We start from the raw sequence: 15,075 nt of genomic DNA on the forward strand, positions 1-15,075 counted from the left end.
AGCCACTGTCTATGGATAAGCGCTGATCGTCAAGGGTGGCGACTTGTTGTTTTGCCAGAAAACCAGCCAGCCCTCTTCATTGCTGCGGCCAGCGCCGGGTGGCCGACTGCAACGCCGTGGACCAGTTCTGGGGTCGGTATGAATGGCGCTGACTGGCGGGTTTCTTTTGGCGCTATCCACCCTTTTGCTACTGGATCGACACCATGCTGTTTGCAGGTGGTTTCAACATCAACCTTGGTACATATTGCTTGCCCGGAAAGAACATCCCAAGGCGCGGGCAAGGCGGCCCAAACGGCAGTATCCGGGTCTAGTGACCCGCCGCTGAGGCGATGCCAGGCAGCCACATCCGCAGCCATCAGGCGCATGACTTTCCCGAGGCAAACCTCATTGACCAGCTGTTCCATGCCCAAAGCATAGGCAAGCGATAGCCATCCCGAACGTACCGTGTTCCATGCCCCGGCCAAGGCATTCCATGTGGTGGAGTCATCACCTCGCTTCACTATCATGCTGTCACGGTTGAAATTGCTTTTTTGCCACGTGACTTGCAGCAATGAGGAAATTTCTTCCAATTGCGCCAGATAGTCTGTAAATAGCGTCCACTTTTCGGTGTTTTCGAGATGAGCAACCACATCGGGATCAGGCATGATTTGCGCAATGGCATACCAGCTTGGTGCAACGGGTGCTTGCCGGAAGCGATTTAGCAACATGGCGGCCACTTCATCATATGCGGACGCTTGGCCTTGATTGGTAAATATGCTTCGCCGATTCCGGGCTGCTGCATAGTAAGCAATGAAACAGGCTGCGTCCGGCGATGTACAAAAATCCTCCCACCGAATCAAGGTCACCAGTCCGGCCTTGGCAATCCGTGTCGCAGCATATTTGCGCTGCTCCATTTGGTAGCACGCGAGCTTGCGTTCAAAACGCAGCAAAAAACGGAACAGCTTGTTATAGCGCCGCTTGGAAATATCCAGGCCAGCCAGCTTGCGCTGTTCTTCGTTGAGCCTATCTGCCTTGAAGTCGTTTGCGCCAACGGTCTTGCACAATGTTGCGGAGAGCTGTGCGATCAATGCCGCGACTTGATCAGGATCGGCAGATGCCTCGGTGGACAGCTTCGGTATTTCCTGAAAAAGCTCCGCAGCTTTGGCTGTCTGCGCGCTTGGTGGTACCGGACGTTGAAACTCCTCAAGCATCGAGCTGAATTGATGCAGGCCACGTTTGAATGAGGTTGCTGCAACTTTTTCCAGTAGTGCTTTCTCTTGTGGCCGCAATGTTTCGCCAAGCGCTTCGAGCACCAGCTCAGCCACATCTTCGGGGCGAGGTCGGCGCTGCAAGGACTCAAAAAGTGGTTCAAGTCGGTTCATTCTTTGGCTACCCGGACGGACGAGTTGTTGCTGCAACTTAACAGGCACTTCGCTTTTGCCAAACCACATCGGCGGAAATCAGCTCCAAGATATTACAGGGTCACGCTCTCACCCGTTTGCAGCCGCCACAGCGCCGCATAGCTGCCATTGGCGACCAGCAGTGCATCATGCGTGCCGGATTCGACGATGCGGCCGTGTTCCAGCACGTGGATCACGTTAGCGTGGCGCACGGTGGACAGGCGGTGGGCGATCACCAAGGTGGTGCGGCCGCGTGCCACCTGGGCCAGCGAGCGCTGGATGGCCGCTTCGGTTTCGTTGTCGACCGCGCTGGTGGCTTCGTCCAGCACCAGGATGGCCGGGTCTTTGAGGATGGCGCGCGCCAGCGCGATGCGTTGTCGCTGCCCGCCGGACAGCTTCTGGCCGCGTTCGCCCACAGGGGTGTCGTAGCCTTGCGGCAGCCGGGTGATGAAGTCGTGCGCTTCTGCCGCTTTGCCGGCAGCTTCGATCTGCGCGCGGGTGGCGTGCGGCATGCCGTAGCCGATATTGTCCGCTACGCTACCATCGGTGAGGAAGGGTTCTTGCGCCACATAGCCGATGCTGCGGCGCAGGTCCTGCAGGTCGAATTCGGCAACGTCGCGCCCATCCACCCGCACGCGGCCGTGCTGCGGCAGGTAAAAACGCAGCAGCAGCTTGATCAGCGTGCTCTTGCCCGAGCCGGTACTGCCGACAAAGCCGACCGTCTTGCCGGCTGGCAAGGTCAGGTTGATGTCGGTGAGCGTGGCATGCACGCCGTCGTAGCTGAAGCCGATGTTGTCGAACACCACCTCGCCAGCCACTTGCGCGCGCGGCAAGGCGGCGCCAGCGTAGGGGATGCCGATGGGTGTGTTGAGCAGCGCCAGCACCCGGTCGATGGACGCCATCGAGCGCTGGCACAGATCGGCAATCTCGGCCAGGCCGGTAAACGGCCACAGCAGCCGCTGGGTCAGGTAGACCAGCACGCTGTAGCTGCCGACGGCGATCTGCCCGTGCAGCGCCATCCAGCCGCCGTAGACCAAGGTCACGACGAAGCCGGCCAGGATGGCCATGCGGATCACTGGGGTGATGGCGCTGGACAGGCGGATGGCTGCGGCATTGGTCTGCACATAGTTCTGGCTGGCCGCCTCGACATGCGCGGCTTCGAAATCCTCGGCGGCGTAGCTCTTGATGGTGGCGATGCCATACAGATTGTTGTTGAGCCGGCCATTGATCTGCCCGGCTGCCTCGCGCACCTCGGCATAGCGCGGCGCCAGCCGGTTCTGGAACCAGAACGTGCCCCACAGGATGAGCGGCACCGGCAGTAGCGAGATCAACGCCAGCTTGGGCGCCAGCGCAAAGAACACGATGGAAATCAGGATGGACGAGCAGACGATCTGCAGGATGGCGTTGGCACCGGTGTTGAGAAAACGCTCCATCTGGTTGATGTCGTCATTCATCACCGCCAGCAGATTGCCGCTGGAGCGGTTCTCGAACCAGCCCAGCTCCAGCTTCTGCACATGGGCATAGGCTTCCTGGCGCAGCTTGTGCTGCAGGTTTTGCGCCAGATCGCGCCATTCCACCGAATACAGGTACTGGAACAGCGATTCGCCACCCCAGATCAGCACCGTCAGCACACCCAGCCAGATCAGCTGGCTTTGTGTATCGACCACGCCCAGCTTGGCGAGGAAGGAATCCTGCTTGCTGACCACCACGTCGACCGCCACGCCGATCAAGACCTCGGGCAGCACATCGAAGAACTTGTTCAGTGCGGAATAAATGCTGGCGAGGATGGCGCTGCGCCGATACTGGCGCGCGTGTTCGAACAGTTTGGCGAGCGGGGACATGGCGGCATTCGGTTATAAGGGCTGCGACAATATGCCCGAAAATGCGCAAGCCGTCTTGCTGTGCCCGGCTACAGCATCAGCGCTTTGTAGAGCAGCGACAGCCCGGTCAGCAGGGTGACCCCCTCGAACATGCGCTTGATCAGCCGGTTGCCCTTTACCAGTGCCCAGTGCGCACCCAGATAGCCGCCGATGACCGATGCAGCCAGCAGCACCGGCACCCACGGCCAGTAGATGCCGGCCTGGAAGGCCAGCGCCAGCGCGCCGGTGCCGTTCCAGAACAGGCCCACCAGCACCAGCGTATAGGCCACGGCAGATTTGTATTCCAGCCCGTACCAGCGCACCAGCAGCAGGGTGACGAACAGCCCGGTGCCGCTGGTGAGCGAGCCATTGAGTGCGCCGATCACGAACAGCATGGCACCGCCCAGCCAGAAACTGCTGCCGCTGCGGTTGCGCGGGTTGGCGGTTTGCCCGAGCTGCGGTGACAGCATGGACTGGATCGACAGGCCCATGGTCAGCAGCGCCAGTGCCCACAGCGCCGCATGCGGCGGCACTTGCAGGATCAGTACCGAGCCCAGCACCACGCCGGGCAAGCCGCAAGCCAGAATGAAGCCGGAAAAGCGCCAGTCCAGCGTGCCGGCACGCAAATGCTTGGCCGTCGCGCCCACGCCCAGCGCCACCGAAGCCAGCTTGTGCGTGGCCAGCGCCACGCCGAACGGCAGACCAAGGAAGAGCAGGATGGGCAGCTGCAGCAAGCCAGCACCGCCGCCGGCCAGTGCAGACAGGGTGTTGGCGACGAGCGAGACCGCGAAGAGCAGAATGGCGTCTAGCATGGGTGTTGGCCGGCAAGCAAAGCGCGCAGCATAGCGGCTTGCAGCAGCTCAGGCGAGGCAATCGGCGTGGCCGTGCCAGCAGGGCTGTGGTTCGCCTTGCTGCTAGTCGTCGCGATTGCGGTAGAACTCACGCGTTTTGTTGTTCAGTTCGCGGGTATCCAGCTGCCACAGGCCCAGCGGGCCGTGCACAAGCTGGAACTGGTGCGTGCTGCCGGTCTCGAACTGCTTCCAGTAGGCGGCTTCACGCTTGAACTTGAGCTGTGGCAGCGTGGTATCTACCGGCTGCAGTGTTGCCTCATCCTGCAGCTTGTAGGCGTAGCTCGCGGCAGGGCCAGCCAGGGCCTGATCCAGCCGTTTGGCTGCGGGTACCCAGGCGCCGCTGCAGGCCGCGCCAAGCAGCATGCACAGCAGGATCGATTCGCGGCTGGGCACATTGGCGCGGCTGAGCCAGCGGTAAACCAGTATGGCCACCGCAATGGACAGCGGATACGACAGCAGCAGCAAGGTGGGCAGTCTGGGCTGAATCAGACGCATCTGGTTGGCAAAGCCCCCGTCGATCACGGCATAGGCCGCAACCAGCGCCAGTATGGCGAGCACCGCGCGCGAGGCCGGGTTCTTGTCCAGCGCGAAATCACGCAGGGCCTCTTGCGGCGGCGCGGCATTGCCGAGCAGGCGGCGGTACAGGTCGGCGGTGGCTTCGCGCGACTGCAGCGCATTCATGCCGGTATCGGCGCTGACCATCAGGGCATCGCTGGTGCCGAATTGCAGCCAGTGCAGGTTGGAGCTGCCCAGCCCGTGATTGCCCCACCAGCGGATTTGCGCAGGATCCAGCGCAAACTGGCGGTCGATTTTTACGCCACCAGGGCCCTCGGCCAGCAGTCGGACGCCTTCCTTGCCGATGACGGCCACGCCCTTGGCGCCAAAGCCCTGCATCTTGAACAGGTTTTTGAACTGCGCTGTCGTGGCGATATTGACGCGATGCCACTGCTCGTCCGGCCCCAGCGCCAGTTGCTCGATCACACGCTGTTGTGCCGCCTTGAGCTGGCTCACCCTGCGCATCAGCACCACGAACAGTGCAAGCAGGCCCAGCACGACAAATACATTGAACAGCAAAAGCAGTTTGATCGGCATGGTGGTGCTTCAGGGCTGGAATGCATCGATCATATGACGGATGGCGCAAGTTTGCTGTTGGTTCTGCGCATCAGTTGCATACGCGCGTCATGGTGCCCGTGGCCTGCGCCATCAACTGCGCACGTTGATAGAACTGCACTGCATCGGCATAGCTGTCGCTGTCGAGCTGCCAGAAGCCCAGTGGCCCGTGCGCCAGCGTGAATTGCTCCGTGTGCCCCTTGGGGCAGGGCGCCCAGTAGCCCCGGGTGCTGCGCAAATCCAGATCGGGCAGGCCGGCAGCCCGGAAGTAATCAGTCTGCTGCATGGCATAGGCGTGGCGTTGCGGTGTGGCGAGTATGCGATCAAGTTGCAGCAGCCCGGCCAGACCACCCGCCAGCAGACTGCCAAACAACAGCACGCTCAGTAGCGCAGCAGCACCCTTGGGGACCTGATCGCGCAGCAGGGCGCGCAAGGCGAGGCCGGCACCCAGCAAGGCGGGCAGGGCGAGCGCGGCCAGCAATAACGGTTTGCCCGGGTGCAACAGCACCCAGCGCGGCGCCAGTACCAGTTGCCACAGGGCATAAAGCCCGAGCACTGCAAATGCAGTGGTCACCCTTTGCGCAGCAGGGTTGCTCTCCAGCGCAAAGCCCGCCACTGCAACGCTGGCAGGTGTGGCATCGCCCAGCAAGGCACGATAGAGGCTGGGGCTGCTTTGCGCGGCCATCTTCACACCACCCGCCGGGCGTACCCGCAAGACTTCACCATTGCCCAACAGCAGCCAGTAGCGATCCAGCTGGCGCAGGCCATGGCGGCCCAGCCAGCGGATATGCTGCGCATCGCGCGGGAAGTACTGCTCCATGGCCGGGCCGGCCAGCGTTTCGGCATGCAAGCGCAAGCCGTTTTTGCCGACATTGAGTACCCCGGCCGCATCGCTGTCGTGCAGCGGCCAAAGGCGTTTGCCATGGGCCGGCGTACAGATGTCCACGGTGATCTGCTGCTCGCCCGGCTGCGGCGGGTGCGCCGTTTGCAGGCGTTGCCGTATTGCTTGCAGCGCTTGCTGCTGGCGGCGGGCCTGTAGCAGACGCACCAGCAGCAAGGCGGCGATGAGGATCAGCGGGAAAAGAATGAACAGTTTCAGAAGCAGCATGGCAAGGCAGTCGGGCAGCTAGAGCCACGACCATACCCGATGCAGCGCCAGCCGGGCGCACCAAGTCCTGCTGGTGTTGCAGCCATGCTGCAACGGGCAAGGCTGTCGCACCCGGATGGAGGCCATTGCCGATTCACTGGCTGCAGAAAGGCAAACCCGGCGAGGCCGGGTTGCTGATGCGGCCTGCCCGCTGATCACGGCCGACAGGCGCTTACCAGGCCTCGCGCTCGATCACGTTGCCGTCCAGCACCACCTCCACCACGTTCTGGCCGCCGCGTATGCACACATTGTTGCCACGCTCGGTGCTGTCGCTGATGTCGATGACCAGCGGGGCGGGCGCGCCGTGTATGCCCTGACGGATGCGCCGCTCGATGCCGTAGTCGTAGAACATCAACGGCGCGACCAGAATCAGCCGGTTGATCGGCTGTCCGCCCACCAGCATGTTGAACTGTGCCAGCAGGCCGGGCAGGCGCTGCTGATAGCTGGAGTTGTCCGCCGCGAACTGCACCACGTGCAGGCCGACCAGCATGTGCTGCATGACTGCACTGATGGTAAAGCAACTCGTGACGCCGACGTGCACCAGCGTATCGGTGCGGTTACCAACGTCCAGTTCGTCTTCCGCAATGAAAATGTCTGCCATATGTGCTCCCTGTGGCACGCGTACGTGCATGTTATGTGTGCTTGCTTCAGGCAAGTGCTATGGCAGGGTAGGACGTGACGGTGGAAATGCCAAAGACATACGCGGGTGTCAACGCGGCCGGGGTGCATCGCAGGCAGCACGCAGCTTGCCTTTGTGCGCGGTCAGCGTACAGCGCGGCGTGCCTATGGGCAGGGCGAGCTGCACGGTCTGCTCGCTGCCGCGATAGCGGCACACCAGATACAGCCCGCGTCCTGCTTGCTGCGCATCCCGCCACTGCGCCTCGGGCAGCGTCCAGACCGATTCGCGATTGTTATCCGGCAGCAGCTCGCCATGTTGGGCAGGGTCACCTTCCAACACACTGGCATCCCGCAGGATGTTTGCCTTGTTACCTTGTGGCAGCGAGGCGGGGCATTGCAATGCCGCAGCAGCCAAGGCCGGCGCGGTCAGCAGGCTGCAGAGCAGAATGAATCGTATGGACACCGGCAAGCCCCCCGCAATGGAAAGCCGCCAGTGTCGGGACGACGCTGGCGGCAGGCAAGTGAAGCGGCTTACATCGTTGCCCGCATTCGCCAGCTACTGGGCCAGCTTCGCCGCCGCATCCCGCAACGCGGTGCGCAGCCCTTCTTCCACCACCGGGTGATAGAAGGGCATGTCCAGCATCTCGTTGATGGTCAGCCCCATTTGCAGCGACCATGCCAGGGTGTGGGCGATGTTTTCGGCGCGCGGGCCCAGCCATTCGGCGCCGAGGAACGCGCCGGTCTGTTTGTCGGCATATACGTGCATCAGGCCACGGTTTTTCAGCATCACGCGTGAGCGGCCCTGGTCCTCGAAGCTCACTTCGCCGGTGACGAAACTGCCGGGAGCGAGGTCGGCAAAGCGTTTGCCCACCATGGCGATCTGCGGATCGCTGAATACCACGGCGATAGTGGCGCGGCGCAGGCCGGGTTGCACGTCGGGGTAGCTGGCGGCGTTGCTGCCGGCGGTTTTGCCCTCGTCGGCGGCTTCGTGCAGCAGCGGCAGATAGTTGTTGGCGTCGCCGGCGATGAAGACCGGGCTGTTGCCGCACTGCAGGGTATCGCGGTCGAACAGCGGTACGCCGCGTTCATCCAGCGGCAGGCCGGTGTTTTCAAGGCCGAGGTGCTGCACGTTGGGTGCGCGACCGGTGGCGACCAGTACGTAATCGAAATGCTCGGTCACGCTTTCGCCGGCCAGGTTCACGTAACGGATCAGAGCCTCGTCGCCATTGTTGGACAGGCGCTCGATGGTGGCATGCGGGTCAAGGTAGAACTCCTGTTGGAAGGCCGTGCGGGCGTAATCGCGGATGGCCGGATCGCTCAGCGGGCCGACGCCGCCGCGTGCGCCGAACACGCGCACATGCACGCCGAGGCGCGACAGTGCCTGACCCAGCTCCAGCCCGATCACGCCGGGGCCGAATACGGCCACGCGGCGCGGCAAGGTGTGCCAGTTGAACACATCGTCGTTGATGATGAGCCGGTCGCCCAGCGGCTTGAACGCATCGGGGATCACCGGGCTGGAACCGGTGGCAATCACCACGCGGCCGGCCTTGATGACGGTGTGGTCGTCCACCTGCAGGGTGGTGTTGTCGATGAAGCGGGCATGGCCCAGCAGCTTGTCCCCGGCCGGGATGCTGTCCACGCCGCGCACCACGAAGCCGACGAAACGATCACGCTCGCTGCGCACGCGGGCCATCACGGCCTCGCCGTCAATCACCACGTCGCCGGTCACCTGCACGCCGAAGGGGGCCGTGTGACGGGCTTCGTGTGCGGCCTCGGCGGCGGCGATCAAGAGCTTGGACGGCATGCAGCCGACACGGGCACAGGTGGTGCCATACGGGCCGCTTTCGATGATGACCGCGCTGCGGCCGGCGGCTTTGGCGGCGCGATAGGCGGCGAGCCCGGCCGTGCCGGCGCCGATCACGGCAACGTCGATATGCAATGTATTCATGGCGTGCTCCTTGCGGGATACGGGGCAATGGATGGGCTGGATCGTGCTGGATCACAACACGATCTCGTCCTTCTACTGCAGCGGGCGGGTGGCCCGATCTGACGGCATTACTTTACGAGGTACTTTTCCAGCGCATCGGCGCCGCCAATCAGCTTGCCGTTGATGAACACCTGCGGCGCGGTCATTTCGCCGGACACGGCGCCCAGTACCTTGCCGCGTATCTTGTTGTCCAGCGGGACATCGACATAGGCAAAGCCTTGCTGCTCCAGCAGGGTCTTGGCACGCGCGCAGTGCGGGCAGCCCACCTTGCTGAACACCACCACCTGATCCGGCACCGTGGCCTTGGGGGCGATGTGCTGCAGCATGGTATCGGCGTCAGACACTTCAAACGGGTCGCCTTCCTTTTCCGGCTCGATGAACATCTTTTCCACCACGCCGTCCTTCACCAGCATCGAGTAGCGCCAGCTGCGCTTGCCGAAGCCCAGGTTGGTCTTGTCCACCAGCATGCCCATGCCCTCGGTGAATTCGCCGTTGCCGTCCGGGATCATCACGATGTTTTGCGCTTCCTGATCCTTGGCCCATTCGTTCATCACGAAGGTATCGTTGACCGATACGCACAGGATCGCATCGACGCCGTTGGCCTTGAACACCGGCGCCAGCTCGTTATAGCGCGGCAGATGGGTGGACGAACACGTCGGGGTGAACGCGCCCGGCAGCGAAAACAGTACGACGGTCTTGCCGGCAAACAGTTCGTCGGTGGTGACATCCTTCCACGCGTTGTCTTCACGAACGCGGAAAGTGACATTGGGGATGCGTTGGCCTTCCTTGTGGTTCAGCATGGTGTGGTTCCTTGTGGGTTCAGGCTTGCTGCGTTGCAGCGACAGGACGGAGTATCCCGGCCGGGCCATCATTGGTCTAATTGATTGTTTTTCTTGTGTTGGTTGTAAAAATCTATTGGTTTGCTCCGCCTGCACGCATTGACTAGGCTGGAAGCGCTGATCGCAATGACAGAGAGGGGTAAAGATGTCCGCGACGCAGTTTGATTTGCCGTTTGTGCCGGCTTCATGCGACCAGTGCCGCGATGCGGCCGCGCTGGGGTTCGGGTTCACCATGGCATTCCAGCCGATTGTGGATGTCAGCAGCGGGCAGCCGTTCGGCTACGAAGCACTGGTCAGAGGCGAGCACGGTGAGTCCGCAGCCGAGATTCTGGCCAAGGTGAATGATGGCAACCGCTACCGCTTCGATCAGGCCTGCCGGGTGAAGGCGATCGAGCTTGCCGCTGGCCTGGGTTTGCCGCAGCGTCCGGCATGCCGGCTGTCGATCAACTTCTTGCCCAACGCGGTGTACCGGCCCGAGACCTGCATCCGGGCCACCTTGCAGGCCGCTGCACGCTTCGGGCTGCCGTCCGCGCAGCTGATGTTCGAGGTGACCGAAGGCGAGCGCGTTGCGGACAGCCAGCACCTGATCAACATTTTCGATGCGTATCGCCGTCAAGGGTTTACCACTGCAATTGACGATTTCGGCGCCGGGTACTCGGGGCTGAATCTGCTTGCCACATTCCAGCCCGATGTGCTGAAAATCGACATGGAGCTGACGCGTGGCATTGACGCCAGCCCGGTCAGGCAGGCCATCGTGTCCGGCGTGCTGCTGGTATGCCGGCGTTTGCAGATTCAGGTGATTGCGGAGGGGATCGAGACCGAACAGGAACGGGCTACCCTGCAGGATATGGGCGTGGTGTTGATGCAAGGCTATCTGTTTGCCCGCCCGGAGGTAGAGCGATTGCCGCTCTGGCAAGCGCCCTGAGCTGGTGTCCGGCAGGGAGGCGCCAGCCACGTCCCCGGCTACGCGGGTGACGTGGCTGGCTCGTCACTCAGTGTCCGCCGCCCGCGCCCGCTGCTGCGCCGAACGGTGGCTTGGTGCGCCAGACGAAGAAGATCAGCAGGAAGAAGATGATGCCGGTCAGCCAGAACATCTCGCTGGTGGCAATCTGAAATGCCTGCTGGTTGATCACTGCCTCAATGCGGCCGTACGACGCGCTCTCCGACAGGCCCAGGCTTTGCAGCTTGCTCACGTAGTCCGCGCTGGCGGCACTGCTGCCGGTAATGCGTTCGGCCAGCCGTGCGTGGTGGAAGCTGGCACGGTGGTCCCACATGAACACGATGATGGCCGTGGCAAAGCTGCCCGAGATGGTGCGGAAGAAGTTGGACAGGCCGGATGCGGCTGCCAGCTTCTCCGGCGGGATGCCGGACAGGATGATCTGGTTCACCGGGATGAAGAAGCAAGCCACACCGATACCCTGGATCAGACGCGGAATGATCACCTGATTGAATGCGGTATCGAGGTTGAAGCTGGCATACCAGAACATGGTGGCGCCAAATACCGCGAACGAGATCGACGCCACCACGCGCAGATTGAGCTTCTGGATGTTCTTGCCGATGATGGGCGACAGGAAGAACGCCAGCACGCCCACCGGTGCGGTGGCGAGGCCAGACCAGGTGGCGGTGAAGCCCAGCACCGTCTGCAGCCACAACGGGAACAACACCGTACTGCCAAAGAAGCAGAACATGCCCAGGCTCAGCACCAGCACGCCATAGCGGAAGTTGTGCTGCTTGAGCAGCGACAGGTCCACCGCCGGGTGTTCATCGGTCAGCTCCCAGATCACCAGGAAGGTCAACGCCACGACGGCAATGATGGCCAGCGCCAGGATGTAGGGACTGGAGAACCAGTCCATGTCATTGCCGTTGTCCAGCACCAGCTGCAGGCTGCCGACGCCGACGAAGAGCAGGATCAGGCCGATGGTGTCGATCGGCTGCTTGGTGATCTTGGATTCACGACCCTTGAGCCCCGACATCACCAGCCAGCCGGCCAGGATGCCCACCGGGACGTTGATGTAGAAAATCCATGGCCAGTGATAGTTGTCGGTGATCCAGCCACCCAGCATGGGGCCGAAGATCGGTGCGACGATTACCGTCATCGCCCATAGTGCGAGCGCGAGGCCCTTCTTTTCGGGCGGGTAGTTCTTCAGCATCAGCGCCTGCGACAGCGGCACCATGGGGCCGGACACCAGCCCCTGCATGAAGCGGAAGAACACCAGCGAGTGCAGGCTGTCCGCCATGCCGCACAGTGCCGACATGATGGTGAACAGCCATACCGAGATGACAAAGCAGCGCACTTCGCCAAAGCGGCGCGCAAGCCAGCCGGTCAGCGGTACCACGATGGCAGCGGCCAGACCGTAGGAGCTGATGGTCCATGTACCCTGGCTGGCCGATGCGCCGAGGTCGCCGGCGATGTGTGGCACCGAGACGTTGACGATGGTGGTATCGAGTACTTCCATGAAGGTCGATACCGCCAGCGCCACGGTCAGCAGGGCCAGCTTGCCGCCGTGCAGCGGCGGCAGCTCGGCCGGCGGCGCGGCCGCCGGCCCTTTTGCAACTTCAGACATGAGTCGGTGCTCCGGCTGGACTTAGCGGTGGCCTGCGTTCTTGGCGATGATGGCGTCGGCGGTGGCTTCGGCCTCGGTCAGCGGCTGCTCGAAAGCCTTGGTTTCCATCACGGTATCGTTGCTCGGGTTGGAGGCCAGCACTGCGCCGTCGCGGTTGTGCGTGTCAACGGTGACGACGGTGGACAAGCCGATGCGCAGCGGGTGTTCCGTCAGTTGCTGCGGGTCAAGCTGGATGCGCACCGGTACGCGCTGCACCACCTTGATCCAGTTGCCGGTGGCGTTCTGTGCCGGCAGCAGCGAGAACGCGCTGCCCGTGCCGGCCGACAGACCCACCACCTTGCCGGTGTACTCGACCTTGCTGCCGTACACGTCGGCTTCGATTTTGGCCGGCTGGCCGATGCGGATGTTCTTCAGCTCGGATTCCTTGAAGTTGGCATCCACCCACAGCTGGTTCAGGGGCACGATGGTCAGCAGCGTGGCACCCGGCGTAACGCGTGCGCCCACTTGCGCGCTGCGCTTGGCAATCTGGCCCGATACCGGTGCCACGATGGCGTTGCGGCGGGCAGCCAGCCATGCCTGCACATAGTTGGCCTTGGCGGCCAGCACGCTGGGGTGATCGGTCAGCTTCACGCCGTCGATACCGGCGCTGGCAGCTTCGTATTGCTTCTGTGCGGCGTCGAGCGCGGCCTGGGCAGAGGCTACGGCCTGCCTGGCGTGATCGACGTCTTCGGCCGACACGGCTTGCTCGGCCAGCAGCGGGGCGCGGCGGGCCAGGTCGTCCTTGGCCTTGGCCAGATCGACCTTCTTCTGCGCCAGAGTGGAATTGACCTGCTCGGCATTGGCGTATTGCTGGCGCAGGCTGCGCACGGTTTCGCCCAGCTTGGCTTCGGCCTGGCGCAGCGACACGGTCGCATCGGCCGGGTCGAGCTTGATCACGTCCTGGCCGGCTTTCACGTATTGGGTTTCGTCGGCGCGGATTTCGGTAATGGTGCCGCTGACCTGCGAGGTCAGCGCCACGGTGTTGCCGCCCACATAGGCGTTGTCGGTTTCTTCGCGCTGGCTCAGCACCTGGGTGTAATAGGCGGCATAGCCAATGCCGGCGATGACGAACAGGGCGGTGGCGCCCAGCATCAGCGGCTTGCGACGATTATTGTTCGGGGTGGTTTCGGTAGTCATGCTGGCTCCGGGTAGCTCGGTGATGGCGCTGTATGTGTTATTCGGCGGCTGCGGTCTGGGCCGGGGCGGAATAGCCGCCACCCAGTGCGCGGGTCAGTGCAATGTCGGTGTCGAGGCGGGCCTGCTGCAGTTGCAGTGCCAGGTCACGCTGGCCCAGTACGGCCAGCTGTGCCTGGATTTGCGCGCTGCGGTCCACCAGCCCGGTTTTCAGGCGGGCGGTGGCGGCCTTGAGCTGGGCATCTGCCGCGCGTTGGCCATCGGCTTGCGCGCGGGTTTGAGCTTCCAGCCCTTGCGCGGCGACGATCTGTTGCGCCACGTCGCGCACCGCATTCACCAGTGCCTGGTTGTAGTCGGCAATCGCTTCGTCACGCTTGGCGCGCTGTGTGCCAAGCTGGGCGGCCAGGCGACCGCTGTCGAAGATGGGCAGGCTGATCGACGGCATGAACGACGCGGCACGGCTTTCCCAGTTGATCAGATTGCTGGTGTCGATCGAATCAAGGCCGAAGCTGGCGCTGATTTCGATGGTCGGATAGAACGCGGCCTTGGCCGATTCGATGCGCGACAGATTGGATTCAACACGCCAGCGCGCCGCCTGCAGGTCGGCACGGTGTGCCAGCAGCGCAAAGCCCAGCGAGGCCGGTGCGGCCGAATCGGCCTTGGGCAGCGGGCGGGCCTTCAGGTCGGCCAGTGCCTTGGCATCGCCACCGATCAGCGCGCGCAGTGCTTCGCGGTCCTGGCCGGCTTGCGATTCGAGCATGGCGATCTGGCGGTCGGTGACGGCAAGATCACCCTGCGCGGCCTGGCGGGTAGTGATCGGGTCCAGACCACGATCAACGCGCTTCTTGCGCAGCTCGTTCAGCGCCACTTGCTGGCTGCGCTGTTCGCGCAGCACGGCAAGGCGGGCCCAGTCGGCCTGCAGCTTGTAATAGGTCTGCGCCACCGTGGCGGCCAGCACCTGCTCGGCTTGGGCCAGATCGGCGCGGTTGGCGTTCACGTCACCCACGGCAGCGGCAATCGCCGCCTTGTGCTTGCCCCAGAAGTCGAAGTCATAGCTGGCGCGCAGGGTGGCCGAGTAATCGGTAAACCAGGTGCCGCCGATCGGGGGCGGGAACATGCCGTTGGCCGAGTAGCGCTGGCGGTTGATGGCGGCATCTGCCGTCACGTTCAGGCCATCGGCCGCGTGCTGGGTGGCGACGGCGGCTTCGGCAGTGCGCACGCGTGTTGCGGTGGTGGCCAGGCTGGGGGCGTCTTTCAGCGCAGCATCGATCAGGCCGGTGAGCTGGGCATCGTCATAACGTGTCCACCAGCGTGCGGCCGGCCAGCCTTCGCGCGCCAGCTTGATGCCGCTGGCCAGCTGCACGCCGGCTGCATCGCGTTGCTGCAGCGTGTCACTTTCCGGCGGAATGGCCGCACATGCCGCCAGCAGCAGGGCGATGGCCAGTGGCGTCAATACAGACGGCAATTTATTGATCTTTAAATAATTCATTTTTTAACCACCAGGATAAAAAAAGGGGCCGGAACCGGCTGGGGCCAATCCCGGGATAT

The 15,075-nt window shown here is 63.1% G+C and carries 13 protein-coding genes; 1 reads left to right on the forward strand and 12 read right to left on the reverse strand.

Annotated features, from left to right (window positions below; all coding sequences use genetic code 11):
* Positions 1–29 precede the first annotated feature (29 nt).
* From B9A19_RS14435 to B9A19_RS14475, 9 genes are all read right to left on the reverse strand, one after another.
* A complete protein-coding gene (locus B9A19_RS14435) occupies positions 30–1,430 on the reverse strand; it encodes a hypothetical protein (protein WP_217807073.1) in 1,401 nt (466 codons plus the stop codon).
* 23 nt (positions 1,431–1,453) lie between these two features.
* Entirely contained in the window at positions 1,454–3,220 is a 1,767-nt protein-coding gene (locus B9A19_RS14440; protein WP_084091511.1) for an ABC transporter ATP-binding protein, read from the reverse strand.
* A gap of 68 nt (positions 3,221–3,288) precedes the next feature.
* Positions 3,289–4,050 carry a sulfite exporter TauE/SafE family protein gene (locus B9A19_RS14445; protein WP_084091512.1) on the reverse strand — a complete coding sequence of 254 codons (762 nt, stop codon included), beginning with the start codon at positions 4,048–4,050 and terminating at the stop codon, positions 3,289–3,291.
* A 102-nt stretch (positions 4,051–4,152) separates the two neighbouring features.
* Positions 4,153–5,181, reverse strand: coding sequence for a hypothetical protein (locus B9A19_RS14450; protein WP_084091513.1), 1,029 nt, complete (start codon positions 5,179–5,181; stop codon positions 4,153–4,155).
* A gap of 70 nt (positions 5,182–5,251) precedes the next feature.
* Positions 5,252–6,307, reverse strand: a complete 1,056-nt coding sequence (locus B9A19_RS14455) for a hypothetical protein (protein ID WP_084091514.1) — start codon at positions 6,305–6,307, stop codon at positions 5,252–5,254.
* A 211-nt stretch (positions 6,308–6,518) separates the two neighbouring features.
* The gene (locus tag B9A19_RS14460) at positions 6,519–6,947 is read right to left on the reverse strand and encodes a hypothetical protein (protein ID WP_084091515.1); all 429 of its coding nucleotides are present in this window, start codon (positions 6,945–6,947) and stop codon (positions 6,519–6,521) included.
* A gap of 108 nt (positions 6,948–7,055) precedes the next feature.
* Positions 7,056–7,427 (reverse strand): STY0301 family protein, encoded by a 372-nt coding sequence (locus B9A19_RS14465; RefSeq protein WP_139798858.1) that lies wholly within the window; start codon positions 7,425–7,427, stop codon positions 7,056–7,058.
* Between the two features lie 93 nt (positions 7,428–7,520).
* On the reverse strand, positions 7,521–8,912 hold the full coding sequence (locus B9A19_RS14470; RefSeq protein WP_084091517.1) for a dihydrolipoyl dehydrogenase: 1,392 nt from the start codon (positions 8,910–8,912) through the stop codon (positions 7,521–7,523).
* A gap of 107 nt (positions 8,913–9,019) precedes the next feature.
* Complete coding sequence (locus tag B9A19_RS14475) at positions 9,020–9,751, reverse strand: glutathione peroxidase (RefSeq protein ID WP_084091518.1); 732 nt, start codon at positions 9,749–9,751, stop codon at positions 9,020–9,022.
* 184 nt (positions 9,752–9,935) lie between these two features.
* Here B9A19_RS14475 and B9A19_RS14480 point away from each other — a divergent pair, with 184 nt between their 5' ends.
* A complete protein-coding gene (locus B9A19_RS14480) occupies positions 9,936–10,715 on the forward strand; it encodes an EAL domain-containing protein (RefSeq protein ID WP_084091519.1) in 780 nt (259 codons plus the stop codon).
* Between the two features lie 67 nt (positions 10,716–10,782).
* Here B9A19_RS14480 and B9A19_RS14485 read toward each other — a convergent pair whose 3' ends face one another.
* Genes B9A19_RS14485 through B9A19_RS14495 form a run of 3 tightly spaced genes read right to left on the reverse strand, consistent with a single transcriptional unit; the run spans position 10,783 to position 15,016 of the window.
* Positions 10,783–12,354 (reverse strand): DHA2 family efflux MFS transporter permease subunit, encoded by a 1,572-nt coding sequence (locus B9A19_RS14485; RefSeq protein WP_084091520.1) that lies wholly within the window; start codon positions 12,352–12,354, stop codon positions 10,783–10,785.
* A gap of 21 nt (positions 12,355–12,375) precedes the next feature.
* Entirely contained in the window at positions 12,376–13,530 is a 1,155-nt protein-coding gene (locus B9A19_RS14490; protein ID WP_084091521.1) for an HlyD family secretion protein, read from the reverse strand.
* Positions 13,531–13,567: 37 nt separating this feature from the next.
* Positions 13,568–15,016, reverse strand: a complete 1,449-nt coding sequence (locus B9A19_RS14495) for an efflux transporter outer membrane subunit (RefSeq protein WP_084091522.1) — start codon at positions 15,014–15,016, stop codon at positions 13,568–13,570.
* Positions 15,017–15,075 lie beyond the last annotated feature (59 nt).

Source organism: Andreprevotia lacus DSM 23236 (assembly GCF_900176275.1).
GTDB lineage: Bacteria > Pseudomonadota > Gammaproteobacteria > Burkholderiales > Chitinibacteraceae > Andreprevotia > Andreprevotia lacus.

Bases quoted from the DNA above. Each gene is read 5' to 3' on its own strand.
- B9A19_RS14460 (WP_084091515.1), bottom strand. From the start codon at position 6,947: ATGGCAGACATTTTCATTGCGGAAGACGAACTGGACGTTGGTAACCGC.
- B9A19_RS14490 (WP_084091521.1), bottom strand. From the start codon at position 13,530: ATGACTACCGAAACCACCCCGAACAATAATCGTCGCAAGCCGCTGATG.
- B9A19_RS14440 (WP_084091511.1), bottom strand. From the start codon at position 3,220: ATGTCCCCGCTCGCCAAACTGTTCGAACACGCGCGCCAGTATCGGCGC.
- B9A19_RS14470 (WP_084091517.1), bottom strand. From the start codon at position 8,912: ATGAATACATTGCATATCGACGTTGCCGTGATCGGCGCCGGCACGGCC.
- B9A19_RS14480 (WP_084091519.1), top strand. From the start codon at position 9,936: ATGTCCGCGACGCAGTTTGATTTGCCGTTTGTGCCGGCTTCATGCGAC.
- B9A19_RS14455 (WP_084091514.1), bottom strand. From the start codon at position 6,307: ATGCTGCTTCTGAAACTGTTCATTCTTTTCCCGCTGATCCTCATCGCC.
- B9A19_RS14450 (WP_084091513.1), bottom strand. From the start codon at position 5,181: ATGCCGATCAAACTGCTTTTGCTGTTCAATGTATTTGTCGTGCTGGGC.
- B9A19_RS14495 (WP_084091522.1), bottom strand. From the start codon at position 15,016: ATGAATTATTTAAAGATCAATAAATTGCCGTCTGTATTGACGCCACTG.
- B9A19_RS14435 (WP_217807073.1), bottom strand. From the start codon at position 1,430: ATGTGGTTTGGCAAAAGCGAAGTGCCTGTTAAGTTGCAGCAACAACTC.
- B9A19_RS14475 (WP_084091518.1), bottom strand. From the start codon at position 9,751: ATGCTGAACCACAAGGAAGGCCAACGCATCCCCAATGTCACTTTCCGC.
- B9A19_RS14445 (WP_084091512.1), bottom strand. From the start codon at position 4,050: ATGCTAGACGCCATTCTGCTCTTCGCGGTCTCGCTCGTCGCCAACACC.
- B9A19_RS14485 (WP_084091520.1), bottom strand. From the start codon at position 12,354: ATGTCTGAAGTTGCAAAAGGGCCGGCGGCCGCGCCGCCGGCCGAGCTG.